Annotated in this window: 28 protein-coding genes; 15 read left to right on the top strand and 13 right to left on the bottom strand. The window is 60.7% G+C overall.

The annotated features are described in order from the left end of the window. Positions 1–3: 3 nt before the first annotated feature. Entirely contained in the window at positions 4–705 is a 702-nt protein-coding gene (locus tag BM131_RS03740) for a GntR family transcriptional regulator (RefSeq protein WP_090185842.1), read from the bottom strand. A 236-nt stretch (positions 706–941) separates the two neighbouring features. On the opposite strand from BM131_RS03740, the gene BM131_RS03735 reads away from it, so the two are divergent. The 9 genes from BM131_RS03735 to BM131_RS03695 all read left to right on the top strand — a co-directional run bounded on the left by BM131_RS03735 (position 942) and on the right by BM131_RS03695 (position 8,940). Next, a complete protein-coding gene (locus tag BM131_RS03735) occupies positions 942–1,928 on the top strand; it encodes an ABC transporter ATP-binding protein (RefSeq protein ID WP_090185839.1) in 987 nt (328 codons plus the stop codon). 34 nt (positions 1,929–1,962) lie between these two features. Further along, entirely contained in the window at positions 1,963–3,240 is a 1,278-nt protein-coding gene (locus BM131_RS03730; RefSeq protein WP_090185836.1) for an ABC transporter substrate-binding protein, read from the top strand. A 57-nt stretch (positions 3,241–3,297) separates the two neighbouring features. Further along, entirely contained in the window at positions 3,298–4,152 is an 855-nt protein-coding gene (locus tag BM131_RS03725) for an ABC transporter permease (protein WP_090185833.1), read from the top strand. After that, positions 4,152–4,991 (top strand): ABC transporter permease, encoded by an 840-nt coding sequence (locus tag BM131_RS03720; RefSeq protein WP_090185830.1) that lies wholly within the window; start codon positions 4,152–4,154, stop codon positions 4,989–4,991. Before BM131_RS03725 ends, BM131_RS03720 begins: the two co-directional genes overlap by 1 nt. Beyond that, positions 4,988–5,614, top strand: a complete 627-nt coding sequence (locus tag BM131_RS03715; RefSeq protein WP_090185827.1) for an aspartate/glutamate racemase family protein — start codon at positions 4,988–4,990, stop codon at positions 5,612–5,614. Before BM131_RS03720 ends, BM131_RS03715 begins: the two co-directional genes overlap by 4 nt. Further along, on the top strand, positions 5,611–6,027 hold the full coding sequence (locus BM131_RS03710; RefSeq protein ID WP_090185825.1) for a nuclear transport factor 2 family protein: 417 nt from the start codon (positions 5,611–5,613) through the stop codon (positions 6,025–6,027). The genes BM131_RS03715 and BM131_RS03710 overlap by 4 nt, the downstream gene beginning before the upstream one ends. Next, entirely contained in the window at positions 6,024–6,911 is an 888-nt protein-coding gene (locus BM131_RS03705) for a polysaccharide deacetylase family protein (protein WP_090185822.1), read from the top strand. Before BM131_RS03710 ends, BM131_RS03705 begins: the two co-directional genes overlap by 4 nt. 264 nt (positions 6,912–7,175) lie before the next feature. Further along, on the top strand, positions 7,176–7,748 hold the full coding sequence (locus tag BM131_RS03700) for a peptide-methionine (R)-S-oxide reductase (protein WP_175499145.1): 573 nt from the start codon (positions 7,176–7,178) through the stop codon (positions 7,746–7,748). Positions 7,749–7,827: 79 nt separating this feature from the next. Further along, positions 7,828–8,940: a THUMP domain-containing class I SAM-dependent RNA methyltransferase gene (locus BM131_RS03695; RefSeq protein WP_090185818.1), complete on the top strand. Its 1,113-nt coding sequence runs from the start codon at positions 7,828–7,830 to the stop codon at positions 8,938–8,940. Here BM131_RS03695 and BM131_RS03690 read toward each other — a convergent pair. Genes BM131_RS03690 through BM131_RS03670 form a run of 5 tightly spaced genes read right to left on the bottom strand, consistent with a single transcriptional unit; the run spans position 8,909 to position 13,084 of the window. Beyond that, on the bottom strand, positions 8,909–9,412 hold the full coding sequence (locus BM131_RS03690) for a gluconokinase (RefSeq protein ID WP_245754125.1): 504 nt from the start codon (positions 9,410–9,412) through the stop codon (positions 8,909–8,911). The two genes, BM131_RS03695 and BM131_RS03690, sit on opposite strands and share 32 nt — an antisense overlap. After that, the gene (gene modC / locus BM131_RS03685; protein ID WP_090185815.1) at positions 9,409–10,458 is read right to left on the bottom strand and encodes a molybdenum ABC transporter ATP-binding protein; all 1,050 of its coding nucleotides are present in this window, start codon (positions 10,456–10,458) and stop codon (positions 9,409–9,411) included. The genes BM131_RS03690 and modC overlap by 4 nt, the downstream gene beginning before the upstream one ends. Next, positions 10,455–11,144: a molybdate ABC transporter permease subunit gene (modB, locus tag BM131_RS03680; RefSeq protein WP_090185812.1), complete on the bottom strand. Its 690-nt coding sequence runs from the start codon at positions 11,142–11,144 to the stop codon at positions 10,455–10,457. Before modB ends, modC begins: the two co-directional genes overlap by 4 nt. Then, a complete protein-coding gene (modA, locus tag BM131_RS03675) occupies positions 11,144–11,878 on the bottom strand; it encodes a molybdate ABC transporter substrate-binding protein (protein ID WP_090185809.1) in 735 nt (244 codons plus the stop codon). Before modA ends, modB begins: the two co-directional genes overlap by 1 nt. A gap of 42 nt (positions 11,879–11,920) precedes the next feature. Next, on the bottom strand, positions 11,921–13,084 hold the full coding sequence (locus BM131_RS03670; RefSeq protein ID WP_090185807.1) for an acetoin utilization protein AcuC: 1,164 nt from the start codon (positions 13,082–13,084) through the stop codon (positions 11,921–11,923). 20 nt (positions 13,085–13,104) lie between these two features. On the opposite strand from BM131_RS03670, the gene BM131_RS03665 reads away from it, so the two are divergent. The 4 genes from BM131_RS03665 (at position 13,105) to BM131_RS03650 (ending at position 16,094) form a co-directional block, all read left to right on the top strand. Beyond that, positions 13,105–13,596: an NUDIX hydrolase gene (locus tag BM131_RS03665; RefSeq protein ID WP_090185805.1), complete on the top strand. Its 492-nt coding sequence runs from the start codon at positions 13,105–13,107 to the stop codon at positions 13,594–13,596. A gap of 75 nt (positions 13,597–13,671) precedes the next feature. Then, positions 13,672–14,058 (top strand): DUF1178 family protein, encoded by a 387-nt coding sequence (locus tag BM131_RS03660; protein ID WP_090185803.1) that lies wholly within the window; start codon positions 13,672–13,674, stop codon positions 14,056–14,058. 12 nt (positions 14,059–14,070) lie between these two features. Beyond that, a complete protein-coding gene (locus BM131_RS03655; RefSeq protein ID WP_090185801.1) occupies positions 14,071–14,715 on the top strand; it encodes an SDR family NAD(P)-dependent oxidoreductase in 645 nt (214 codons plus the stop codon). A 140-nt stretch (positions 14,716–14,855) separates the two neighbouring features. Then, positions 14,856–16,094 carry an aspartate kinase gene (locus BM131_RS03650; protein WP_090185798.1) on the top strand — a complete coding sequence of 413 codons (1,239 nt, stop codon included), beginning with the start codon at positions 14,856–14,858 and terminating at the stop codon, positions 16,092–16,094. Between the two features lie 91 nt (positions 16,095–16,185). Here BM131_RS03650 and BM131_RS03645 read toward each other — a convergent pair whose 3' ends face one another. Further along, the gene (locus BM131_RS03645; protein WP_090185795.1) at positions 16,186–16,926 is read right to left on the bottom strand and encodes a carbonic anhydrase; all 741 of its coding nucleotides are present in this window, start codon (positions 16,924–16,926) and stop codon (positions 16,186–16,188) included. Positions 16,927–17,117: 191 nt separating this feature from the next. Here BM131_RS03645 and ptsP point away from each other — a divergent pair, with 191 nt between their 5' ends. Continuing rightward, positions 17,118–19,382 carry a phosphoenolpyruvate--protein phosphotransferase gene (ptsP, locus tag BM131_RS03640; RefSeq protein WP_090185792.1) on the top strand — a complete coding sequence of 755 codons (2,265 nt, stop codon included), beginning with the start codon at positions 17,118–17,120 and terminating at the stop codon, positions 19,380–19,382. On the opposite strand, the gene BM131_RS03635 is transcribed toward ptsP, so the two are convergent. After that, positions 19,358–20,146 (bottom strand): EcsC family protein, encoded by a 789-nt coding sequence (locus BM131_RS03635; RefSeq protein ID WP_090185789.1) that lies wholly within the window; start codon positions 20,144–20,146, stop codon positions 19,358–19,360. The two genes, ptsP and BM131_RS03635, sit on opposite strands and share 25 nt — an antisense overlap. 51 nt (positions 20,147–20,197) lie before the next feature. Continuing rightward, positions 20,198–20,689: a GNAT family N-acetyltransferase gene (locus tag BM131_RS03630; RefSeq protein ID WP_090185787.1), complete on the bottom strand. Its 492-nt coding sequence runs from the start codon at positions 20,687–20,689 to the stop codon at positions 20,198–20,200. A 79-nt stretch (positions 20,690–20,768) separates the two neighbouring features. Here BM131_RS03630 and BM131_RS03625 point away from each other — a divergent pair, with 79 nt between their 5' ends. After that, on the top strand, positions 20,769–21,389 hold the full coding sequence (locus BM131_RS03625; protein ID WP_090185784.1) for a flavin reductase family protein: 621 nt from the start codon (positions 20,769–20,771) through the stop codon (positions 21,387–21,389). Here BM131_RS03625 and BM131_RS03620 read toward each other — a convergent pair. The 4 genes from BM131_RS03620 to BM131_RS03605 form a co-directional block, all read right to left on the bottom strand. Then, complete coding sequence (locus BM131_RS03620) at positions 21,386–22,144, bottom strand: ABC transporter permease (protein ID WP_090185781.1); 759 nt, start codon at positions 22,142–22,144, stop codon at positions 21,386–21,388. The two genes, BM131_RS03625 and BM131_RS03620, sit on opposite strands and share 4 nt — an antisense overlap. Continuing rightward, positions 22,141–22,923: an ABC transporter ATP-binding protein gene (locus BM131_RS03615; protein WP_090185778.1), complete on the bottom strand. Its 783-nt coding sequence runs from the start codon at positions 22,921–22,923 to the stop codon at positions 22,141–22,143. Before BM131_RS03615 ends, BM131_RS03620 begins: the two co-directional genes overlap by 4 nt. Before the next feature lie 3 nt (positions 22,924–22,926). Beyond that, a complete protein-coding gene (locus BM131_RS03610; RefSeq protein WP_090185776.1) occupies positions 22,927–23,925 on the bottom strand; it encodes an ABC transporter substrate-binding protein in 999 nt (332 codons plus the stop codon). Between the two features lie 118 nt (positions 23,926–24,043). Next, positions 24,044–25,663: a SulP family inorganic anion transporter gene (locus tag BM131_RS03605; protein WP_090185773.1), complete on the bottom strand. Its 1,620-nt coding sequence runs from the start codon at positions 25,661–25,663 to the stop codon at positions 24,044–24,046. Between the last annotated feature and the right edge of the window lie 115 nt (positions 25,664–25,778).

Here is a 25,778-nt window from a genome sequence, read left to right as displayed (position 1 = left end):
GTGTTATCGGCGCAAAGCGTCTTTTAAGTTAACGATTTCTGAACCCTGCATGTGCAAATCAAGACTGCTATGCAGATCAGTTAAGTGCTGCGTCATCAATTTATGCGTAGCCGGGCCATCATGCGAAGCCAGCGCCGCAAGAAGTGCGTGATGCGCGTCGCTTTCGCACAACGTGCTTGGCTTGCGCCAATACAGCGCAATAATCAGGCTAGAGCGTTCAACCAAGGACCGCACGAATTCTGCGATGATCGATTGATCAGCCATACGCGCGATTTCGACGTGAAATTGCCCAGACAGCGCAAGCGCTTGCCCCCGATCACCCGCCAGCACGGCGGCATGTTCATCGGCGATATGCTGACGCAGAATCGCGATATCGTCCGGCATCGCCTTTTGCGCCGCGGCCTGCGCCATCTGCGGTTCTATCATGATCCGCGCCTCGAACACGTCATGCGCATCGCGCGGCGTAGGGCTAGCAACACTGGCACCGCGGTTACGCTGAATATCAACTAGCTTTTGATGCGCAAGCGCCTGCAAAGCACTGCGTACGATGGTGCGGGACACACTGTAAATGTCGCTTAGCTCGTCCTCTCGCAGCTTGGTACCTGGCGCGATCCGGTGGGCATGAATCGCCGCAGACAGATCCTGCGCAAGGCTCGCCGCCGTCATGACGCGGTCGCTGGGTGAAGCGGAAACTGGTTGTATCATCGCCCTATTTTGCCGAATCCCGCAGACCGGAGCAAGCCCGTGATGAGTATCAACCACCGTATCGTCACCAATCCTTGAGTTAATTGTATACAATATTCATCCTAATTTCTGAGCACCCACCTCCAATTCTGCGACAAAAAGCGGCAAAGCTACGCCTCGTCCTGCTAGAATCCGTGCAATTGTTTGCTGGCGTGCAAATCCGCCCCTTAGCTGAGCCCAGCAGTCACGGGGGCCATATGAGCGGTATTATCCAAGATTTAGAGCTGGTCAGCGTGACCAAACGCTATGGCACAGCGCTTGCGGTGAATGCGGTCAGCCACCGGTTTCGCCCTGCCAGCTATACCTGTTTGCTTGGGCCATCAGGCTGCGGGAAGTCATCGACGCTGCGGATGATTGCCGGGCATGAAAGCGTGACCGAAGGGTCGATCCTGCTGGCGCACCGCGACATTTCAAATCTACCGCCTGCCAAGCGCGGCACAGCGATGATGTTCCAAAGTTATGCGCTATTTCCGCACCTTAGCGTGCTGGATAACGTCGCCTTTAGCCTAAAAATGAAGGGCGTTGATGCCAAGGAACGCCGTGCCAAAGCGGCCGAGATGTTGGAACTGGTCGATCTGACTGCCCTTGCAGACCGCCTGCCTGCGCAACTGTCCGGCGGGCAACAGCAGCGCGTCGCACTGGCGCGGGCGCTGATCACCCGCCCTCAGGTCTTGTTGCTGGACGAGCCGCTGTCAGCGCTTGATCCTTTCTTGCGGGTCAGGATGCGGACCGAATTGCGCAACCTGCAAAAAGAGCTGGGGATCAGTTTCATCCACGTCACCCACGGGCAGGACGAGGCGCTTGCGCTGGCGGACGAGATTGTCGTGATGAACGATGCTGTCATCGAACAGGCTGGCCCAGCGCGCGAAGTCTTTAACGCGCCCAAGACCCGGTTCGTCGCGCAATTCATGGGCGGACATAACGTCATCGCCCTGCCCCAAGGCCATTTCGCCATCCGGTCCGACGCCGTCGGCGTCACCCCCGCAGGCAGCGGCCAGATGGAAGGCCACGTCACCGCCATCGAATATCAAGGCACCTACGTCAGTGTCATGTCCCGCATCGCAGGCGATCAAGAGGTCACGGCCCTTGTCCCAGATGCTGCCTATTTCGACGCCCCGCACCACCCCGGCGACCGCATCGGTCTGACCTGGGATGCCAAAAACCTTCACCAATTGACGGCGTGAACCGCCGCGTCCCCACAAAACAGAGAGAGATGCCATGACCAAAGCCACCAAACTTTCCCGCCGCTCCGTTCTGAAAGGCGGGGCCGCCACCGCCGCCTTTGCCGCTGGCACCACGCTGGGCGCACCAATGATCTGGGCGCAGAACATCAAGGACATCACCCTGCGCCAGTTCGGCACCGGCGTGTCAAACCTGAACGACGTCGCCGACAAGGTGAAAGAGGACCTTGGCTTTACGCTAGAGATGACAGCGCTTGATACGGACAGCGTGACCCAGCGGGCCGCCACACAGCCGAACAGTTTTGATATCGCAGATATCGAGTATTTCATCTGTAAAAAGGTCTGGGCCGCCGGAAACCTGCAGGCGATGGATACATCCAAGATCAAGAATTACGACAAGATCGTCGGCATTTTCCGCAATGGCCTGCTGACCCCGGGCAGCACGATTGCACAGGGCACCGCGCCACATACGGTCGGCTTTACCTCTGGCCCGGACGGCACCGATTTCGTGCAAGAAGAGTCCGGTTGGATGACCCTGATCCCGACGATCTATAACGCCGACACGCTGGGCATCCGCCCCGATCTGATCGGGCGTCCCATCACCAATTGGTCCGAATTGCTGAACCCCGAATTCAAAGGCAAAGCTTCGATCCTCGATATTTCCTCTATTGGGATCATGGACATGGCCATGGTCGTGGAATCGATGGGCGAATATAAATACCCCGACAAAGGCAACATGACCCGCGAAGAGATCGACATGACTCTTGGCATCTTTACCGAAGCCAAGAAAAACGGCCAGTTCCGGTCGTTCTGGAAATCCTTCGATGAATCCGTGAACCTGATGGCATCTGGCGAAGTCGTCATCCAGTCCATGTGGTCGCCTGCCATCACCGCCGTCAAATCGCGCGGGATCGAATGTGTCTATCAGCCGCTGGAAGAAGGTTACCGGTCTTGGGGCGGCGGTATCGGCCTGTCCAAATCCCTGACCGGGCTAGAGCGTGACGCGGCCTATGAATACATCAACTGGTATCTGGACGGCTGGGTCGGCGGTTATTTGATGCGGCAGGGCTATTATTCCGCTGTGCCTGAAACATCCAAGAACTTCATGTCCGAAAACGAGTGGGGCTATTGGTTCGAAGGCAAGGCTGCCACCGATGTCATCACATCCCCCACCGGCGACGCGCTGGCGCAGGCTGGCGATGTGCGCGACGGCGGCTCTTTTGATGACCGAATGGGGTCCGTGGCTTGCTGGAACTCCGTCATGGACGAAAACCAGTACATGGTCCGCAAGTGGAATGAATTCATCGCCGCGTGATGAAACCCGCGGTGCGCCTGTATCGGCGCGCCGCACCCCCAATCAAAAGGCGCTGTGATGCAAGCAAGACCTAACCTGACCGGCTGGCTGATGGTGTCGCCGCTGGCGATCGTGCTGGCCGTGTTCCTTGTGCTGCCGATCATCCTGATCGGTGTCGTCAGCTTTTGGACGGCGACAGAGTTCAGCATCATCCCCGCCTTTTCATGGGAGAATTACGATTTTCTGTTCGGATCACCCGTCACATACAGCGTGTTCCTGAACACCTTTAAATACGCGATTATCACGTGGGCGCTGACCTTTAGCATCGGGTTCACGATTGCCTATTATCTTGCCTTTCATATCCGCACGCAGACATGGCAGATCGCCCTATTTTTGCTGTGCACGATCCCATTTTGGACCAGCAACATCATCCGCATGATCAGTTGGATCCCGTTTCTGGGCCGCAACGGCATCGCCAATTCCGCACTCATCAGTTGGGGCGTGGTGGACGAGCCGCTGGACTGGCTCCTGTTTAGCGACTTTGCCGTGATCCTTGCCTTCGTGCATCTTTATACGTTGTTCATGGTGGTCCCGATCTTCAACACCATGATGCGCATCGATAAATCCCTGATAGAGGCGGCGCGGGACGCAGGCGCGAGCGGCCGCCAGATCCTGTGGAATGTGATCCTGCCGCTGACCAAGTCCGGCATCATGATCGGCACGATCTTTGTCGTGACGCTTGTCATGGGCGACTTCATCACGGTCCGCTTTATGAGCGGCTCACAGTCCGCCAACGTCGGACGCCTGATTTCTAATGATATCGCCTTGCTGCAATATCCCAGCGCCTCGGCCACGGCGATTGTCCTGCTGGCCACCGTGCTGATCACCATCGCGATCCTGCTGCGCTTTGTTGACATAAGAAAAGAGCTGTAATGGAACCCCGCCCCAAGTCATTTTACGTTCTGACTGCGTTCTTTGCGCTGTTCATGCTGTTCCTTTACGGCCCGACCATCACCATCGGCATCCTGTCGTTTCAGGGCGAGGGCGGCGGCCTGACCTTTCCGATGCGCGGCGTGTCGACCTATTGGTTCCGCGACCTGTTCCAGCAGCAGGCGGTCGGCGACATCTGGGGCAGCTTTAGCCGCAGCATTGTGCTGGGCCTGATGGTCATGGTCACGACGGTCACCGTGTCGGTCATGGGCGGGCTGGCGTTCCGCACCCGGTTCAAGGGCTCTGGCATCCTGTTTTACCTGATCATCACCGCGCTGGTGATCCCTTCCATCCTGATCTCTTTGGGCGTCGGCTTGCTGTTCAGCCAAACCGGCCTGACGGTACACTGGGCGACCTCTGGTTTTGGGGCGCAGTTGACGTGGACGCTGCCGTTCGGCCTGCTGATCATGTTCGCCGTCTTCAACCGTTTCGACAAAAGCTATGAGGAAGCGGCGCGTGATCTGGGGGCCAGCCCGTGGCAGACCCTGCGCCATGTCGTGCTGCCGATTATTGCGCCCGCGCTGATCGGCGTCGCGCTATTCGGCTTCACCCTGTCCTACGACGAATTCGCCCGCACGCTGCTGACCGCGGGCAGTTACAACACGCTCCCGCTCGAGATTTACGGGATGACAACGAATGTCACCTCTCCGGTCCTTTATGCGCTGGGGACACTGACGACGTTGTTTTCATTGGCCATTATCGGCGTATTCCTGACCATCGCCTTGATCGGCAACCGCCGCCGGGCGCGGGCGGGATCGGACGCGGGTAAAGGTGTGTTGTGATCGTCATCATCAACCCGAACAGCACGGCAGCGATGACCGAAACGCTGCTGACCACCGCCCGCCAGATGTGCCCCGATGCCCAGATCGAAGGCTGGACATCCCATGACGGCCCGCCCGCGATCCAAGGGCCGCAGGACGGTGCCGCCTGCATCCCGCCGCTGCTGAAGCTGGTGAAAAAGGCCTATGACGCAGGTGCATCGGTCATCATCATCGGCTGCTTTGACGACACAGGCTTGACCGAGGCGCGTGCGCTGGTCCCCTGCCCTGTGATCGGGATTGGGCAGGCCGCCTATGACAAGGCCGCGCAGTTGGGCCGTTTCAGCGTGGTAACGACGCTCGCCGTCTCGATCCCGGTGCTGGAAGGGAACATCGCAGCCCTTGGCCTGACCCCGCTATGCGCGCGCGTGCGCGCCAGCGGTGTACCGGTACTGGACCTTGATACCGATCCCGCCACCGCCATCCCCCGCGTATTGGCAGAGGCGCGGCAGGCGGTGGCCGAAGACGACATCAGCGCTATTGTTCTGGGCTGCGCAGGCATGGTGGACGTGGCGGCCAACGCGCCTGATTTCCCTGTGCCGTTGATCGACGGCCTGCGCGCCGCGCTTGAAAGGACGATGCAATGACAGACCCCGCGACGCAGGCCAAACAAGTGGTCGAGGCGTTTTTAGAACGGTCGATGGTCCCTGACCCAGAGGGTGCCGCCAAGTATGTTTCGGCAGATCTTAAGATCGCCTTTACTGGCGGCCGCGCCTTTACCGCGCCAGCGCAGACGGCTGCGTTCAACGCCAAACGCTATGCATGGGTGAAAAAGCGGTTCATCCGCACCGATGCGGTTCAGGATCACGAAACCGGCGACGTTCACGTCTATAATACAGGGCATCTGTACGGCGCTTGGCCGGACGGCACCGCATTTGACGGCAACCGCTATATCGACATCTTTACGGTGCGCGGCGGCAAAATCGTTGAAACGCAAATCTGGAACGACAGCGCGGAAATCCTGCTGGACCGTGCCGGCCTGGCAGAGGCGCCGCTATGAGCCTGCCAACGCATGGACGCTATGATTACACCCCGATCACCCAGCGCCCCGATTTTGACTGGCCCGGCAACAAGCGGCTGGCGGTCTATCTAGGTGTGAACCATGAACACTTTGCCTTTGGGGCAGGAAAAGGCGCGCAGATCGGTAATGCCGAACCCGAGCCTGATGTTTTGAACTATGCTTGGCGCGACTACGGCAACCGGGTCGGTGCGTGGCGGCTGATTGATCTGCTGGACGATCTGAACCTGCCCGCCACCGTGCTGCCCAATAGCGAAATGTACGATTACGCCCCCGCCCTGATGGCGGCCCACGCCGTCCGCGGGGACGAGGTCGCAGGCCATGGCCGCACCAATTCCGAAAGCCAAAGCGGCATGAGCGAGGCCGAAGAGGCGGCGATGATTGCCCATTGCTCTGATGTGATCACGGCGCACGCCGGGCAACAACCCAAGGGGTGGCTTAGCCCATGGATTGCCGAGACCGAGGTGACGCCAGATCTGCTGGTAGAGGCGGGATATAGCTACACCATGAACTGGTGCATGGACGACCAGCCAGTCTGGATGCGAACAAGGTCCGGCCCGCTACTGTCCCTGCCTTACGGTCAAGAAATCAACGACATCCCTGCGATTGTCGGGCGCAAAACCGGCGCGGCAGAGTTTGCCGATATGATCATCGACAACTTTGACGAACTGCTGGATCAAAGCGTCGCGCAACCGCTGGTCTTTGGCATCGCGCTGCACCCTTATATCGTCGGCCAACCCTTTCGCCTGCGCCAGCTGCGACGCGCGCTAAACCATATTGCCCAGCGCCGGGATGACATCTGGATCACGACGGCAGGGCAGATCGCGCAGGCCTATGCCGCACGTATCCCGCCGCCCGTATCCTAGACGGATTAAGACCTTTGGTGCCCTTACCAAGGCGGCAGACCACGTCCATATCAGCCCAATGAAGGGGTACCTTTGACGGCAAACGAAAAGCGAGCGCGGTGACATTCGTGTCATCAATACAGCAAAAAACTGTCATAATGCGCAAAGACCTAATACAGGTTAATGGCTGTCAATTGCGATCGTCACCCCGGTGAACATTCACCAAAACCTAAGACCTCGGCGATAGCTACTAGGGCGGCACGATATAACGCGCGAGGGAACGACATGGACACCACGACAGACAACCTAACACGGCGCCGCTTTTTTGCGGCAAGCAGTGTCGCAGCTTTGACCGTCGGTGCCGCCGGCTGCGCAGGCGCGAATATCACACCGGGGGCCGCGGCCGATCTGGGCGGCGTCAACCGTCGCTACCAACCCGACCGGTCCTATCCTTACGAAGTGCGCCGCACCGATGCAGAATGGCGCGCGATGCTAAGCGACACAGAATACAGCATCATGCGCGAGGGCGAGACTGAAGTCCCCAAGTCCAGCTTTTTGTGGCAAGAAACCAAAGACGGCGAATACCACTGCAAAGGCTGCGATCTGAAAGTTTACGATTCGCGCTGGAAAACCATTGTGGACAAAGGATTTTCGTTCTTTTTCCATTCTGAACCCAACGCCGTGATGACCGATATCGACGGCCCCAACCCTGCCTATGGCATGCGCCCCAATGCAGAAATTGCGCTGACCGAAATTCATTGCCGCCGCTGTGGCAGCCATCTGGGTCACCACCTGATTGTCGGCAACAGGCCGCTGCATTGCATTAACGGGACAGCGCTTAACTTTCGCCCCAGCTAATCCCTACGCCTAAATCCCGTGCGTCTGGTGCAATCGCTTTTCCAGATGCGCGGGCCTGCGTTTCGCGCTAGATGGGCGCATGACTGATACCTCATTCGACATTTTCGTGACCGCGCCGCCGGGGCTAGAGCCTTTGTTGTTGGCGCAGGTGCAGGCCGCTGGTTTTGCCGGGGCGCAAGCCGTACCGGGCGGCGTCAGCTTTCCAGGTGGCTGGCCTGATGTGTGGCGCGCCAATGTGGAACTGCGCGGCGCGGGGCGCGTCCTTGTGCGGTTTGGCAGCTTTTTGGCGTTCCATTTGGCGCAGCTGGACAAGCGGTCACGCAAGTTTCCATGGACCGACACCCTGCGCGCCGACGTACCTGTCCGGGTCGAAGTCACCTGTCATAAATCGAAAATCTATCATGCGGGTGCAGCCCAGCAGCGCATTGAAACCGCCCTGAAAGAAGAGGCCGGGATCACCATCGCCTCTGATGCCCCGATCACGCTGAAGGTGCGGATCGACGACAATACGGTGACGATGTCCGTCGATACCAGCGGCGAAAGCCTGCATAAACGCGGCCATAAAGAGGCTGTCGGCAAGGCCCCGATGCGCGAAACGCTGGCATCGCTGTTCCTCGCGCATTGCGGCTACACCGGGACCGAACCCGTCGTGGACCCGATGTGCGGGTCAGGCACCTTTGTGATCGAGGCGGCAGAGATCGCGCGCGGGCTGATGCCCGGTCGTTCGCGTGATTTCGCCTTTATGCAGCTGGCCAGCTTTGACCGGGCCGCCTTTGATGCGCTGCGCAGCGCCTACGCTTTGCGCGACACCAATCTGCAATTCTACGGCTCGGACCGCGATACCGGCGCAGTGCGCAATGCGACGGCGAACGCGCAGCGGGCGGGCGTTGGCGATATCACGACCTTTGCCCACCACGCGATCAGCGATCTGCCGCGTCCTGCCGGGCCGCCGGGTCTGATCATGGTCAACCCGCCCTACGGCGCGCGCATTGGCAACCGCAATCTGCTGTTTCCGCTGTACGGCGCGCTGGGTGCGACGCTGAAAGACCGCTTTCGCGGCTGGCGTGTCGGCCTTGTCACAAGCGAGCCGGGGCTGGCCAAGGCGACGGGTCTGCCTTTCACGCAGGACCGGCTTCAGGTGCCGCATGGCGGCTTGAAGGTCACGCTGTTCCGAACAGATCCGTTGAAATAATAGCTGCGATGATCTGCTCCGGTGTTTGGTCCAGATCAACAACAACCGCCGCCTCGTCAGCTTGCAGCGGCTGTAGCGTTGCAAGCTGGCTGTCCAACAGCGCGGGCGGCATGAAGTGGCCGGGGCGCTGACTGACCCGCTGCGCCAGCACGGCGCGCGCGCCGTCCAAATGCACAAAAACAACCCCCGTCGCGGCGGCGCGGATGCGGTCACGATAGCTGCGTTTTAACGCAGAACAGGCAATCACCTCTGACCCTGCGCCCAGCGCGCCGCCGACCGCATCAAGCCAAGGCGCGCGGTCATCGTCGTTCAGCGCAATGCCCTGCGCCATCTTTGCAATATTGGTAGGCGGATGCAGGCTGTCCCCGTCCAGAAAACCAAGCCCAAGGCGCTGCGCCAGCGCGGCCCCGATATGGGATTTGCCGCAACCCGACACCCCCATGACAATGATCAATGGTGCGGCGTCACTCATGCGCTGCCTCCGATATCTTGCGGTGCCATGGCGGTGGCTTTCAGAATGGCGTGCACCTCTTGCCCGACCGCCAGTCCCATCAGCGCGGCAGAACGCCGTGTGATCCGCGCAAGCAAACGGTCCGTGCCAGAGACAAGCGAAACAGCAACACCCGGACCTTGACCGATTTCAATCGCGGCGATCTGGCACCGCAACACGTTCAGGGCCGACAGCCCGGCAGGTTTTGCCGTGGACAGGATTACATCCTGCGCAGGAATCCGCAGGCGAATGCGTGCGCCGGGGGAGCCAAGGCGGCCCGGCAGGATCAGGCGGCCAGCGGACAAGGCGACCTCTGTCAGGCCGTCGGCGGTGTTTAATCCGCGCACGGTGCCGGTCAGGACGGCACCTGCTTCTCTGACACCAATCAGCGGGACGGCAGCGGGATCGGACAGGATATCGTCCAGCGGGCCAGCGCGGGTCACGCGGCCCGCGTCCAGCAAAACAAGGGTCGTCGCAAGGCGCGCGACCTCTGACATGGCATGACTGACGTAGATGATCGGGATCCGCGCGGTGCTGCACAGCCGTTCAAGATAGTGCAACACCTCTGCCTTGCGGGGCGCATCAAGGGCGGCAAGGGGTTCATCCATCAGCAACAATTGCGGGCGCATCATCAGGGCGCGGCCAATGGCCACGCGGGACCTTTCCCCGCCAGACAGGGACGCCGGGCGGCGATCAAGCAGATCGTCTAGCCCCAGCATATCGATCACAGCGCCGCGGTCATGGCTGCCGCCGTAGGTCAGGTTTTGCAGGACGGACATATGGGGAAAAAGCCGTGCGTCCTGAAAGACATAGCCGATCCGCCGCTTATGCACCGGCAGCCGCGTCAGGTCGGTGCCGCCGACACGCACATGCCCTGCATCCAGCGGCAACAGCCCCGCGATCCCGTTAATCAACGAAGATTTGCCAGAGCCGGAGCGACCAAAAATCGCCGTCACGCCGGCAGGCGCAGTAAAGGCGGCATCAAGGGTGAAATCACCCAACCGTTTCGTGACAGCGACATCAATCATCCGGCAATCCGGGCGGTCATGCGGCGCGACAACCACTCGGCCAGCGCCAGCGTGCCCATGGCCAAAACGATCGAAATTACGACCAGCGACACCACCGCCCCGTCCTGCCCGGGCACCTGTAACAGCGCATAGATCGCCGAAGGGATCGTCTGCGTCTGACCCGGGATTGCGGCGACAAAGGTGATCGTTGCGCCGAATTCACCAAGGCTTTTGGCAAAACCCAGTACCGCCCCGGCCAGCACGGCGGGGGCGATCAGCGGCAAGGTTACGGTCAGGAACACACGGGCGCGCGATGCGCCAAGAGTGGCAGCTGCGTCCTCTAGGCCCGGTGGCACAGCCTCGAATCCCAGCCGGATCGCGCGGACGGTCAAGGGAAACGCCATGATCGCGGCGGCCAATACGGCCCCGGTCCAGCGAAACGCCAGCGTGATCCCAAAGGTGTCGCGCAGAAAGCCGCCAATCGGCCCTTGGGTGCCGAAGGCCAATAGCAACAGATACCCCGTCACGACGGGGGGCAGCACCAGCGGCAGGTGCACCAACCCGTTCAGTAGGCCCCTGCCCCAGAATTGCTTGCGCGCCAGTAGCCAGGCCACGGCAATCGCGAGGGGCAACCCCAGCAGGGTCGCGACCAACGCCACGCGCAGCGACAGCGCGACGGCGGCCCAGGCGGCTGCGTCAAGCGACATCAGTGCGAAGCCAGCGGGATAAAGCCCGCCTGTTCAAAGGCTGCTTGCCCGGCCGGGGATTTGAGCAAATCCAGCAAGGCGGTGGTTTCGGGATTGGCGGGGCCGACGGTGGCGGCTTGGTACAGGATCGGGGTGTGACTATCTTCTGGCAAGGTTGCGACGATGGTGACGGCGGGTTCGACACGCGCGTCCGTGCGATAGACCAGCGCAAGCGGCGCCTCGCCCCGCGCTGTTAAGGCAAGGGCAGCGCGGACACTGTCGACCTCTGCCAAGTGGTCCTTTACCGTGTCCCAGAGGCCCAGTGCGGTCAGGGATTCAGCGCCGTAAATCCCGGCGGGCACGGATGCCGTCAGACCAATGGCAAGGCGGCCATCCGGGCCAAGCGCAGCGGCGAACGCATCGGGCGTCAACGCCAGATCAGGGGTGCCAGCAGGGGCCACAATCACAATCTGATTGCCCAGCAGGTCGGTCACGGTGCCCGGGGTCAGTACGCCAGCCTTATCCATCGCCTGCATCCAGTCGGGATGCGCCAGAAACACCAGATCCGCAGGGGCACCAGCCATGACCTGCCGCGCCAGCGTGCCACTGCCGCCATAGGTCGCGGTGACGCCGGGCTGGGTTTGCAGCAACTGGTCCAGCGGCTCTTTCAAACTTGCGGCGGCGAAAATGGTCAGATCGCGGGCTTGCGCAGAGGTCGCAAAAAGCAGCGAAAGTAGAAGGGCGATGTGTTTCATGAACGGACTATCCCGCGCGGGCGCAGCCGCTGCAAGTCACCTTTACGTCCAAGAGAGCAGACGCGCCGAAAGGGTATCGCAGGCGTGCCGCACCGCGTCATGGATCGCGCCCGGGCGCGGCGCATCGCGCAGGGTTGTGATCCAATGCGGCGGCGGAACTGTGATACGGCGCTGCCCGTCCCAGCGCAGCGCGGCCAGCACCTTTTGCGCCGGGTCAGGCAGGATATCGGGAATAGGGTGATCGTTCAAAATCGCCCAGTTACCCGACCAAAGCCGCCCGACGCTCCACGGATTATAGCCGCCACCGCCCAGCACCATCAGGCGCGGTGCCAAGGGGCGGATCGCGCGCAAGATCGCCCAATGCGCGTTGTTGGACAGACACAGGCGCGATTGCGGATCTTCGGTCACAGCGTCTGCGCCGCATTGCAACACGATGGCGTCGGGGCGGAACAGCGCCAGCGCGGGCAGGATCACGCGGTCGCGCACAAGGGCCATGTCGTCGTCATGCGCGCCGCTGGGCAGCGGCACGTTCAGCACGTTGCCAGCGCCCGCATCATCAAGCGGTCCGGTGCGCGGCCAACGGCCCGCCTCGTGCGTGGAAATTAGCAGCGTATCGGGATCGTCCCGAAAAGCGTGATCCACGCCGTCGCAATGGTGCGCGTCGATATCAAGATAGGCAATCCGCGCCGCCCCATTCCGGCGCAGGGACTGAATGCCAAGCACAGGATCATTCAGATAACAAAACCCACCAGCCCGGTCAGGAAATCCATGATGCGTGCCGCCAGCAGGGGTGAACACGGTGCCGGGCCGGCGCAACAACTCGCCCGCCAACATCGCCGCCCCAGCAGAGGTCGCGGGGCGGCGATACATCTCTTTGAACACAGGGTTATTCGAGGTGCCGAGGCCGTGGCGCGTGCGGTCAGTGTCGCTGACGGTTTGCGTCGCCTCTGCCCGTTGCAGGGCGGCGACATATTCGGGCGTGTGATAGGACATCAGGGCCGCAGGCTTGGCGCGGGGGCTGTTCAGATATTGCTCTGGCGCGATCCAACCCATGGCGCGGCACAGGTCCATCACCGTCGATACGCGCGGCACACGTAGCGGATGAAACGGGCCATAGGACGAATGGCGGTATATTTCCGACCCGATAAACCAAGGCAGGGTTTGCGTCTTGCGGACGTCATGGGGGTGTGGGACGACAGGGTGCATATCAACGGGATGTAAGACCTTTGCCAGCCGACGCCACCCCTGACCAGCCATTCCCCGCCCGCGCCCAGCTGCCGCTCAAGCTGCGCGGCGGGAAAACGGATGTCCGCGGCCAGTTCGCGGCCCTGTGCTGGCGCCGCGACGCAGCAGGAGAGGTCGAGGTCTGCCTGATCACATCGCGCCGCACGAAACGCTGGATCGTGCCCAAGGGCTGGCCGATGCACAAACAGACCCCAGCAGAGGCCGCAGCAACCGAAGCTTGGGAAGAAGCGGGCCTGACCGGACACCCGGTAGACCGCTGTCTTGGCGTATTTTCCTATGTGAAACCGCTGTCCAATCGGACAACTCCGGTCGTTGTCATGGTCTATCCGCTGGAAGTCCTGCAGGTCGCCAGCGATTGGCCGGAAAAGGCTGAACGCAAGCGCAAGTGGTTCTCTCGGCGCAAGGCGGCGTCGAAACTGGAGGAACCCGCACTGCGGCGCATTGTCGAAGCGTTTGATCCCGATAGCCTTTAACCCCAGCTGCGGTTAAACCGTTGCATCCGGGCGCAGTCAGCTTATCTTTGCCCCACCCCGCAACGGATGTGACCCTTGATCCGCTATACCCTGATTTGTGACAGTGATCACCGCTTTGACAGCTGGTTTCAGTCGGCTGATGCCTATGCTGCGCTCTCTGCCGCAGGGCAGCTGACCTGCGCCGTCTGCGGATCGGCGAAGGTCAGCAAAACGATCATGGCCCCCGCCGTCGCCGCCGATCGCGGCAAAGAGGCTGCTGTCCAAAAGTTGCGCAAACAGGTCGAAGCAAACGCAGAGGACGTCGGCACCAGTTTTGCCAAAGAGGCGCGCGCAATGCATCTGGGCGACGCGCCAGAGCGCGCTATCTACGGCGAGGCGACGGGCGCAGATGTGCGCGCCCTGCTGGCCGATGATATTCCCGTGCTGCCGCTGCCGTTTATGCCGCGCCGCCGTACCAACTGAAAAGGTGACGACATGACAACTTTGATTACTGGCGCGAATCGCGGCATTGGCCGGGCCATGTTCGAAGGGTATCGCGACCGCGGCGAAAAGGTGATTGGCACCCACCGTGATGCACCAACGACGGATTGGATGCGGCTGGACGTGACCGATCCGGGTTCGGTCGCACAGATGGCCAAGGATTTTGGCGATACACCGCTGGATCTACTGGTGTGCAACGCGGGCGTTTTTCTGGATCGCGGCCAGTCCGTGGCAGATCTAACCGCCGACATTTGGGCGCAGGAATTTGCGGTCAACGTGACGGGCGTGTTCCTAACCATTCAGGCGCTTTTGCCAAACATCAAAGCCGCTGGCGGCAAGATCGCAATCATCAGCAGCCAGATGGCATCCGACACCCATGCGCCGGGCGGGTCCTATGTTTACCGTGCATCCAAGGCGGCGGCGCTGAACTTTGGCCGCAACCTTGCGGCGGACCTAAAGGATGACGGGATCGCCGTCGGGATTTATCACCCCGGCTGGGTGCAAACGGACATGGGCGGCAGCAGCGCTGCGATTACGCCCGTTCAGGCCGCAGGCGGGTTACTGGACAGGTTCGATGATTTATCCGTGGCGACGACGGGATGTTTCAAGACTTGGGACGGGGAAGATCACCCTTATTAAGGCTTGAAGGGGGCTCTGCCCCGCCGCGACGCGCCCCCCCGGGATATTTTTAACGAGAAGAATACGGACGTTCCATGCATGTGGATTGCTCTTGCGCCTCTCGTCGCGTAAAGGGCGGCGCGGAAGCACGGGGAAATATCATGCCCACACTTGTGATGAAATTCGGCGGCACGTCCGTCGCAAACCTTGACCGGATCGCGCGCGCGTCCAAACGCGTCGCGTTGGAAGTGGCCAATGGCTATGACGTGATCGTCGTTGTGTCAGCCATGTCTGGCAAAACCAACGAGCTGGTCGGCTGGGTGAACGAGACGTCGCCGCTGTATGATGCACGCGAATATGACGCTGTCGTATCGTCCGGAGAGAACGTCACGGCGGGCCTGATGGCGTTGCGGCTGCAGGAAATGGATATCCCGGCACGCAGTTGGCAAGGCTGGCAAGTGCCGGTGCAGACGACCTCTGCCCATGCCAATGCGCGCATCGAGGGGATCCCGACCGACAACATCAACGCCAAGTTTGCCGAAGGCATGAAGGTTGCCGTGGTCGCTGGCTTTCAGGGCATCAGCCCAGAAGGCCGGATCACGACGCTGGGCCGGGGCGGATCGGATACGACCGCTGTCGCCTTTGCCGCCGCTTTCGATGCAGAGCGTTGCGATATTTATACAGACGTTGACGGCGTCTATACCACCGACCCGCGTATCGTTCGTAAAGCGCGCAAGCTGGACCGCATCGCCTTTGAAGAGATGCTAGAGCTGGCGTCGCTCGGGGCCAAGGTGCTGCAAACCCGCTCTGTCGAGCTGGCAATGCGGTTTGGCGTCAAGCTGCGGGTGCTGTCATCGTTCGAGGAACCATCAGACAATGCGGGCACACTGGTGTGCGCCGAGGAGGACATCATGGAAAGCAATGTCGTGGCCGGTGTGGCCTATTCGCGTGACGAAGCGAAGATGACCCTGATCTCGGTCGCGGACCGGCCGGGTATCGCTGCGGCGATCTTTGGCCCGCTGGCAGATGCCGGGGTCAACGTCGATATGATCGTGCAAAACATCAGCGAAGAGGGTCGCACTGACATGACCTTTTCCTGCCCGGTCGATCAGGTCGTCCGCGCGCAAAAGGCGATGGAAGATGCCAAGGCTGGCGGGACGATCAACTTCCACGATCTGGTTGCAGATGAAGGTGTGGCTAAGGTCAGCATCGTCGGCATCGGCATGCGCAGCCATGCTGGCGTCGCAGCAAAGATGTTTGCCGTGCTACGCGACGAAGGTGTGAATATCAAGGTCATCACCACATCCGAAATTAAGATCAGCGTGCTGATCGACCGTAAATATATGGAACTGGCCGTGCAGGCCCTGCACGACGCGTTTGAGCTGGAAAAATCCGCTTAAGGTTCGTTTCTACAGAAAGGATTGGTCCGCGGTTCGGGCCAATCCACCTTTCAGTTAGACCGCCTATCCCTACGCCAAAGCGGCGATGCCGTTACCACTCTGCCACGACAAGCCGCCCATTGCGCGACTGGATTGGGCGGGCGTTGTTGGGAAACACAGTCTGAAATGCGGCAATTTGTTCCGCAGAGGCTGTGATCGGCGACATCAGCATGTGCCAGTTGATTCCTTCCGTGCAGGGCGGCGTTGTCAAAGAGCCCATGAAACGCATGTAGCTTTGACTGCTTGGCAGCAGATCGCGCGGGTTGAACATGGCGTCGCCGATGCCAGTGGTGCCGTGATCATAGGGCGCGACGTTCCATAACTGCGCGATCGCAGGATTTGCGGCCCCTTCGGCAATCATTACCCCAAGGACGGCAAAACGCCCGTCAGCGGCCTGATGCACAAAGTGCAGTTCCATCGGGAAGGCCTTGCCATTGATCAGGTATTCGCTGGGTGTGTGAAAGTGAAACTGCAGGAGTTTGAAATCCGTCCCACCGATCCGGAGAAAATCATCAACTCCGCCGTTCACCACAAGCGTATGCCCGTTGTTTGTCACCGCAGCCGGCATCGGGGTGTAGTGGATATCAAGGTTCGCCAAATCGGCATCAATGTCAGGGACGATATTAAACGGCGACTGAAAATGACCCTCAGCGCAGGTTGCAAAATCGTCCGATAGGTCAGCCCAATGGTCCGGCCCGTGTTCGCCATCGTAAGACCAGTCCGCCGCATGCGCCGCAGGCAGCGCAAAGCATAACAGCATCACAGAGAACAGGGCAGCGCGGCAGGGTGTCATGGGCAATCCTATGGCAGATCAATGGTCTTCGGACAGACTGCGGGCTTGGGGTGAATATCCGCTTAAGTGCTGTGCGATTTCGCAAACTTTTCGCCTGAATTGATCACCGCACCGACGCTGGGGTGCATTCACCCTCCCCTTCTGGGTGCAAACCGCATACAGAAGGGAAAAGACGACGCGCTGGGGGAGCCATGAGCGACAGGATCGAAACCGAAAGCCGAAAGCTGCTTGGCCGTCTGCGCCGCGCCTTGGCCGAGGATTCAGCCGGTCAGGAACGGCTGGATCGAATCGTCGAATTGATCGCGAGTTCGATGCAGACAGAGGTCTGCTCGATCTATCTTTTCCGCGACGTTGACACGCTAGAGTTGTGTGCAACCGAAGGTTTGCAGGCTGAATCAGTACATAAAACGCGGATGCGGCTGGGCGAAGGCTTGGTTGGCCGCGTGGCCCGGACGCGCCGTGTGGTGAACGCCGCCGACGCGCCCTCTGCCCCCGGTTTTCGCTATATGCCTGAGACCGGGGAGGAGCGTTATTCGTCCTTCTGCGGCGTGCCAATCCAGCGGCTGGGCGATGCCCTTGGCGTGCTGGTTGTGCAGTCCAAGGATTCGCGCGCCTTCACCACGGACGAAGTTTATGCCCTTGAAGTGGTCGCCATGGTGCTGGCGGAAATGACGGAACTGGGCGCTTTTGTCGGCGAAGGTGCGGCCTTGTCTGCGCGGCACCAACAACCGGTTCTGTTCCGCGGCACGATCGCGCAAGAAGGTGCCAGCGCTGGCAAAGTTTACCTGCACGAGCCGCGCGTCGTGGTCACGAACCCGATCTCTGACGATCCGGATCTAGAGCTGGAGCGCCTGCGCGCTGCGGTGGAAACGCTGCGCTTGTCCGTCGACGAATTGCTGAGCGGCGACCGCGCCATGACCCCCGATCAGGTCGAAATCTTTGAGGCTTACCGGATGTTTGCCAATTCGCGCAGTTGGATGCGCCGGATGGAAGCCGACGTCTCTAACGGGTTGTCCGCCGAGGCCGCTGTCGAGAAAGAGCAGTCGCTTGCCCGGTCCCGTCTGGGTCAGGCAGAGGACGCCTATATGCGCGACCGGCTGCATGATCTGGACGATCTGTCGAACCGCCTGCTGCGGATTTTGACCGGCCAAGGATCGAACACTGGCGCGGAAATGCCAGAAAATCCGATCCTAATCGCCAAGAACATCGGCCCCGGCGAATTGCTGGAATACGGCAAGGCGCTGCGCGGGATCGTGCTAGAAGAAGGCTCTGTCGGATCGCACGCGACCATTGTGGCGCGGGCTTGGGCCATTCCGCTGGTCATCAACGTCAAAGGCATCACGACAGAGGCGCTGAACGGCGACACGATCCTTGTGGACGGCGAACAGGGCGTTGTGCACCTGCGGCCTGACGACAGCGTGTCGACCGCCTTTGGTGACAAACTGGCGATGCAGACGCGGGCACAAGAACGCTATGCGTCTTTGCGCGAATTGCCTGCGGTGGGCACCTGCGGGACGCAGATCGCACTGCATATGAACGCAGGACTGATGGCGGACTTACCGTCGCTGCCGTCATCCGGGGCCGAAGGTGTGGGCCTGTTCCGGACCGAATTGCAGTTCCTGATCCGCAGCCAGATGCCGAAACGGTCAGAGCTGTCAGCGCTTTATTCCCGCGTCATCGGCGCGGCGCATGGCAAGCGCGTTGCCTTCCGCACGCTCGACATCGGGTCGGACAAAGTCCTGCCCTACATGAAGGCCAACGACGAGCCGAACCCCGCGATGGGCTGGCGCGCGATCCGCGTTGGCCTTGATAAGCCCGGCATTCTGCGGATGCAGTTGCAGGCGCTGATCCGCGCTGCAAACGGCGGGCCGCTGGCGGTGATGTTCCCCTTCATCACGCTGCATTCCGAATTCCGCGCGGCCAAGGCAGAGCTGGACAAGGTGCTGGCCCGCGAGGTCAAGTTGGGCAACCCATTGCCGTCAAAGTTCGAAGTCGGCGCCATGCTGGAAACCCCGTCGCTCGCCTATGCGCCTGCTGCGTTTTTCAAAGAGGTCGATTTCATCTCGGTCGGCGGCAACGATCTAAAGCAGTTCTTTTATGCAGCTGACCGCGAGAACGAGCTGGTGCGCCGGCGCTATGACACATTGAACGGAAGCTTTTTGTCGTTCCTGAAAACCGTCGTCGAACGCTGCAATGCGGCGGGCACCCCGGTGTCATTCTGCGGTGAAGACGCGGGCCGCCCGCTAGAGGCGCTTGTGCTGTCGGCCATTGGGTTCCGCAGCCTGTCGATGCGGCCCGCCTCTGTCGGGCCAGTCAAACACTTGCTGCGTCAGGTCGATATTGTCGCCGCAGGCCAGGCCGTGTCAGCCGCGCTTGACGCAGGCGAGCAAGATATCAGAGAGATGATTAACGCTTGGCTAGTGGAACACCATCAGGCGTCGCGGTCCGTGACCTGACGTTTGGCAAGAGCGGCGTGGAAGACGTCTAACACCGCATCTTCGCCGTGTTCGCGCACGATTTGGCGCAGGCCAAAATGCACATGGGCCATCTCGACGTAGTATTGGGTGAAGGCATAATTCGTCCCTGCCCCGGCCGCTGCGCCAAGGATCGGCACGGCCTGCGTCGCCAGTTTCTGAGTTAAAACAGCGGCAAAGCGCGGCGCGACGCGGGCGATCAGTGTATGCACGGCAGCGCCGGACAGCCCTAAACGCGCGCCAAGGAACGACGTGTCGATCCCGTCCTCGCCATCCTCGCCCGCGCCGAAGACAGCCAGCGCCTGCAGGCGGGTTTCGGGGTCAGCGGGGTCTTCGCCATATTGGGCGGCGACACCCTGTACCGCGCGAAAAATCATCGTGGTGGCGACAGGCAGTTCTGCCAGCGCTGTCGGCAGACCGCCAAAGCCCCCAATCGCGCCCGACAGCGTCGCCATAACCTTGTGCATCCGGTCCGTATTCACCGCCTGCCCCAGCGCGCCAGAGCGGGACTTTGCCGCGACCTCGTAGCTATGCGTCAAGGCGGCGCGGGCTGCGGCATCAATCTGACCGCGCGCGCCTTTGGGCAGCATTTTCAGCGTATCTTCGACCTGCGTGCCGACAAAGTTGATCGCCCGCATCAGCACCCCGTTCGCACGGCGCTGCCGGTCAGCAAGGGCGCGAATACGGGCGCGTTCGTCATCGCCCAACGGGGACTTGTCAGATATTTCGGCGTTGATCGTCTTCATCGGGACCGCACCTTTTTGGTTAGCATGAACATATGCAACCCTACGGCGTTTTCAATCGTGCGCGCGTTCCACCGGCCCAGTTACGCCGTCCCAGCCACCTTTGCGCAATGCGATGCCTAAAACGCGGTCGGGGTTCGTCGGCGGCGGCATGACAACGTCCGTCAGCGGGGTAAAACCGAAGCGACCGTAATAAGGCGCATCGCCCACCAGCATAATCCGCGGCCAACCGTCTTTTGCCGCGACCTCTAGGCAGCGCCAGATCAACAGGGCGGCGATCCCTTCGCCTTGATGAACGGGGTGAACGGCGACGGGGCCCAGCAGCACGACCTCTTTGCCGGCGACCCGCACGGGCCAGTTACGGATCGCGCCCGCAATCTGTCCGTCACCATCGCGCGCCACGATGCACAGCCGTTCAATCGGGTCGACACCGTAGCGCAGGCGATAGGACGACAACGCGGTCCGGCCTGGCGCAAAACATGTGTCGTACAGCGCCTCGACTTCCCACCAGTCGTCGGGGCGTTCCCGTGCGGTTGTGATATCCATGCTGTGCGAGTCTTTCGTATGGTCCGGCGCGTTTTGGCACGCTAGCTGTTGAGCAAGCCGGATAAAAGGGATCACAGCCATGTTCTATCAACCAGATCGCAACACAGGGGCGGGCCATGGCCTGCCGCACAACCCGTTCAACGCCATCGTCACCCCCCGCCCCATCGGTTGGATTTCGACGCGCGGCAGCGACGGGTCAGATAACCTTGCGCCGTATTCGTTTTTCAACGCGGTCAGCTATTTCCCCCCGCAGGTCATGTTTGCCTCAACCTCGGCCAAGCCGGACCGGGGCGACACCAAGGATTCGGTCGCCAATATCCGCGAAACCGGTGTCTTTGCGGTCAATATCGTCAGCCATGCGCTGCGCGACGCGATGAACCAAACGTCCGGCCCGTGGCGCAGGGATGTGGACGAGTTTGCTGTCGCGGGTCTGGAAAAGGGCCAATGCCAGACCATCGATTGCGGCTTTGTCACCGCCAGCCCCGCGACGCTGGAATGCAAAATGACCCAGATCGTGACGCTAGAGGGCGCAAACAATTTCATGGTGATCGGCGAAGTCGTCGGCATCCGCATGGCTGACGATTGCATCGTGGACGGCATGTTTGACGTGACCACGTTCAACCCGCTGTCGCGCCTCGGCTACCGCGACTATGCGACGGTAACCGAGGTGTTCAGTCTAAACCGGCCCGGCGAATCTTAAACCGTCCGGTCGGCCCAACCGGCAAAGATCTTCTCTAGCGCGACGACGATGTAGTACAAAACGATGCCAAGGAACGCTAAGGCGATCAACACCGCGAACATCAGCGGATAGTCAGAGTTGGTTTTACCACTATCAAACAGCGCCCCAAGGCCGCGGCCATGGGGCGACACGATCTCCATCAGATTGGTGCCGATAAAGGCCAACGTGACCGAGACTTTGAGCGCACCGAAGAATTCCGGCAGGGTTTTGGGCAGCGCGATTTTCCAGAATACCTGTGCTTGGCTCGCGCCAAGGCTGCGCAGGATGTCGCGGTATTCCGGTTCCAGCGTGGACAGGCCGATGCTGACGGATACGGCGATCGGAAAAAAGCTGATCATAAAGGCAATCAGCACTGTGTTAAAATCGTGCCAACCGACGAACATCAGCGCCACGATGGGCACCACGGTCGCCTTGGGCACGGCGTTAAAGCCCACCAGCAGGGGATAGAGCGCGTCGCGCATTGTGCGTGAAAAGCCCATGACCATGCCCAGTCCGGTGCCAAAGATAACCGCAAGCAGCAGGCCGACAATCGTCCGCCACAGCGTCTGCCAGCCCATGATCAGGAACAGCGACCAGTATTTTTCATAGGCCGGGATCAAGTCGGACGGAGAGGCCATTTTGTAGTTCGGCCACCCCATGACCCAAACAAGGGCCTCCCACAGGACCAGAAACACGACGACGGCGGCCAGCGGCACAAGAACCTGACGCGCCTTCATGCGGCAACCCGCCCTTGGGCGACCTCGATCTGGTGGCGGAGCACGTTCAGGCGTTCAGCGGCTAGCGGGGTATAAAGGTCTTCGAGCGTGCGCAGGCCCGTATCGGGGATATCCATGACGAACTGCGTCTTGGCCGGACGTCCAGACAGCACGACGACCTGGTCGGCCAGAAAGATCGATTCGCGCAGATCATGGGTAATCAGCACGCCGGTAAATGGCTCTTCTGCTTTCACCTTATGCATGGTCTGCCACAGGTCTTCGCGGGTGAAAGCGTCAAGCGCGCCAAAAGGTTCATCAAGGATCAACACCTCTGGTTGGTGGATCAGCGCACGGCACAGGGACGCGCGTTGCTTCATGCCGCCCGACAGTTCTGACGGGCGTTTTGACTCGAACCCCTCTAGCCCCACCAGCGCCAGCAGCTTGCGCGCGCGGTCCTCGCCTTGGGCTTTGGTCAGCTTGTTTGGCACGATTTCCAGCGGCAACATGACGTTGTCCAAAATCGTGCGCCATTCCAGCAGTACCGGGTTCTGGAACGCCATGCCGACATTGCTGCGCGGCGCGGTGATGCGGGTGCCGTGAACGTTGACCGTGCCCTCGTCCGGGATCAGCAGACCCGCGACAAGGCGGGTCAGTGTCGATTTTCCGCAGCCAGACGGCCCGACGACGGCAACAAAACCGCCCTCTGGCACCGTAACGTCAAGCCCATCAAGCACCGGCAAAGGGCCAGAGGCGGTGCGGTAAGAGTGCCGCACCCCCTTGATTTCAATTAGGTTTTCCAAACCTTATTCCGCCAACTTAAAGCCGCCCTCGGGCAGGTAATCGCTGGTGAAATACAGCGACGCATCAGGCGTCGTCGCGAACTCATAGGTGGTCGCGATCTGGGCAAGGCTGTTTTCCATACGGTCCGCATCAATGCCGCCAAAGCCGTTCGCCTTGACCCAATCGGTGTCCACGTTGTCGCGGATCGAAAGCTCTAGCCGGCGCTGCTCCAGCTCTGCATCAGCCGCGGGGTTACGTTCGATCAGCATGGGAATGACCGAAGCCGGATCAGCAATTGCGTCGGACCAGCCCATCGCCACGGCACCGAGGAAGGACTTGATTACTTCTGGATTGGCCGCGGCATATTCGGTGTTCACGATGACCGCATTGCCATACAAATCAACGCCGTAGTCCGCCATCAGCATGGTGACCAGATCATCTTCTGGCACGCCAAGGCGGGCGGCGTTCAGGTAGGACGTGAAGGAAAAGCCGGTAATCGCGGCGACATTGCCTTCGGCCAGCATCGGTTCGCGCGTCGGAAAGCCGACAGGTTCGACGGTGATCGCATCCATATCAAGGCCATTTTCAGCGGCAAAGATCGGGAACTGCGCCCATGCGCCATCGGGCGGCGGGGCACCCAGCACTTTGCCTTCAAGCGATTTAGGATCGCTGACGCCCAGCGACGTGCGGCCGATCACGGCGAATGGCGGCTTGTCATAGACCATCATCGCCGCGATCACGGGCGCGCCGGGGTTTTGGTCAAGGAACTTGATCAGGCTGTTGATGTCGGCAAAACCGACGGGGAACGCACCGGTGGCGACCTTGGGGATCGCATCAAGCGAGCCATTGCCAGCCTCGACCGTGACATTCAGGTCGGCGGCCGCAAAGTGGCCATTGTCGATGGCGGCAAAATAGGGCGCAGCGGGCCCTTCGAATTTCCAGTCCAGCGCGAATGGCAGATCGGTCTGCGCCTGCGCTGCGGATGCCATCAGAACGGCAGCAGTAAGTGAGCGATAAAACATAAAAGGTCCCCGTCATCGGTTTATTGTTAAACCGCAGTATTGGACCTTGCCCGCCGCATGGCTAGCCAGAAACGGGGAATTTCGCCCCGTTTCCGTGCGTTTGCTTAATTTTTAGGCGTCAGTGACCGCCCAGAACCCCAGTGCGGACCGAATAGTCAACGGCCAGTGCGTAATCGGGATCGTCATCACTATCGACGATCAGGTGCCCGGCTTTGGACAGCAGGCGGTGACAATCGCGAGACAGGTGGCGCAATTGGATGGATTTTCCGGCGTCCTCATACTTGCCGGCAATCGTCTCAATCGCGGCCAGAGCTGACTGGTCCACAACGCGGCTATCGTTGAAATCGACGATCACCAGCGACGGGTCGGCGTCCACTTGAAACAGCTCGCTGAAACCTTCGGCAGAGCCAAAGAACAGCGGACCTTGGATCTGATAGACCTTAGCACCTTCGGGCGTGGTATAGGTCTTGGCGTGGATGCGGGTCGCGTTGTTCCACGCATAGGCCAGCGCGGATACGACCACACCGACCAGCACAGCCGTCGCCAGATCGGTCGCCACAGTGACGGCAGTCACCAGAACGATGACGACGGCGTCGGTCCGCGGCACTTTGCGCAGGATGCTAAAGCTGTTCCACGCGAAGGTGCCGATCACGACCATGAACATCACGCCGACCAGCGCCGCCAGCGGGATCTGCGCGATCAGGCCAGAAGCGAATAGAATAAAGGCGAGCAGAAACAGCGCCGCCGCGATCCCGGCGATGCGCGTACGGCCGCCAGATTTCACGTTGATCATGGACTGACCGATCATCGCGCAACCACCCATACCGCCAAAGAAACCGGTGACAGTGTTCGCAACACCCTGCGCGATGCACTCTTGGCTGGCACCGCCGCGCTGGTTCGTCATTTCGGACACCAGGTTTAGGGTCAGCAAGCTTTCGATCAAGCCAATGGCGGCCAAGATCATCGCATAGGGCAGGATGATCTGGAACGTCTCAAAGGTGAAGGGCACCATGGGAACGTGGAACGGGGGCAAAGTGCCCTCGATGGACGCCAGATCGCCCACGACAGGCACGTCGATGCCAAAGATGATGACGATTGCGGCGACAATACCAATGCCGGCCAATGGCGCCGGGATCAGGTTCGTCACCTTCGGCGCACCCCAAATGATGAACATGGTCAAGGCGGTCAGGCCCAACATCCAGATCAACGGCAGACCAGACAGCCATGCGCCGCCTGACATACCGTGACCAACAGCTTCTGCCGTGCCGGGCACTTTGAACTGGCCCAGCTGCGCCAAGAAGATCACGATAGCCAGACCGTTCACAAAGCCCAGCATAACCGGATGCGGTACAAGCCGAATAAATTTCCCCCAACGCATGACCCCAACGACGATCTGGATCAGGCCCATCAAAACGACGGTGGCAAACAGATACTCAATCCCGTGCAGCGACACGAGGCTGACGATCACAACGGCCAGCGCGCCCGTCGCGCCAGAGATCATGCCCGGACGCCCGCCAAACACGGCCGTAATCAGGCCCACGATGAACGCGGCATAAAGGCCCACCAGCGGCGGCACCCCGGCGACAAAGGCAAAGGCCACGGCTTCTGGCACCAACGCAAGGGCGACGGTCAGACCTGACAGCACCTCGATCCGCAGGCGACCGGCATTCAGGGGCGCACTGGGATCAGTTAGGGCAATGCTGTCGGCAAAACTTGCCAGAAGGGCGCGGGGGGCCATGGGACATCCTAATACTAAACGTGTTGTGTGGCCCCTACGCCAGAACGGCCCGATTGTCACCCCGCCCCGCGCTGAACGGTTGCACCGCCGCGGCGCAGGGGCCACAAAGCGATGG

The organism is Loktanella salsilacus, assembly GCF_900114485.1.
In the GTDB taxonomy this organism is placed as follows: domain Bacteria; phylum Pseudomonadota; class Alphaproteobacteria; order Rhodobacterales; family Rhodobacteraceae; genus Loktanella; species Loktanella salsilacus.
This window is presented reverse-complemented; position numbering and strand designations above follow the sequence as displayed.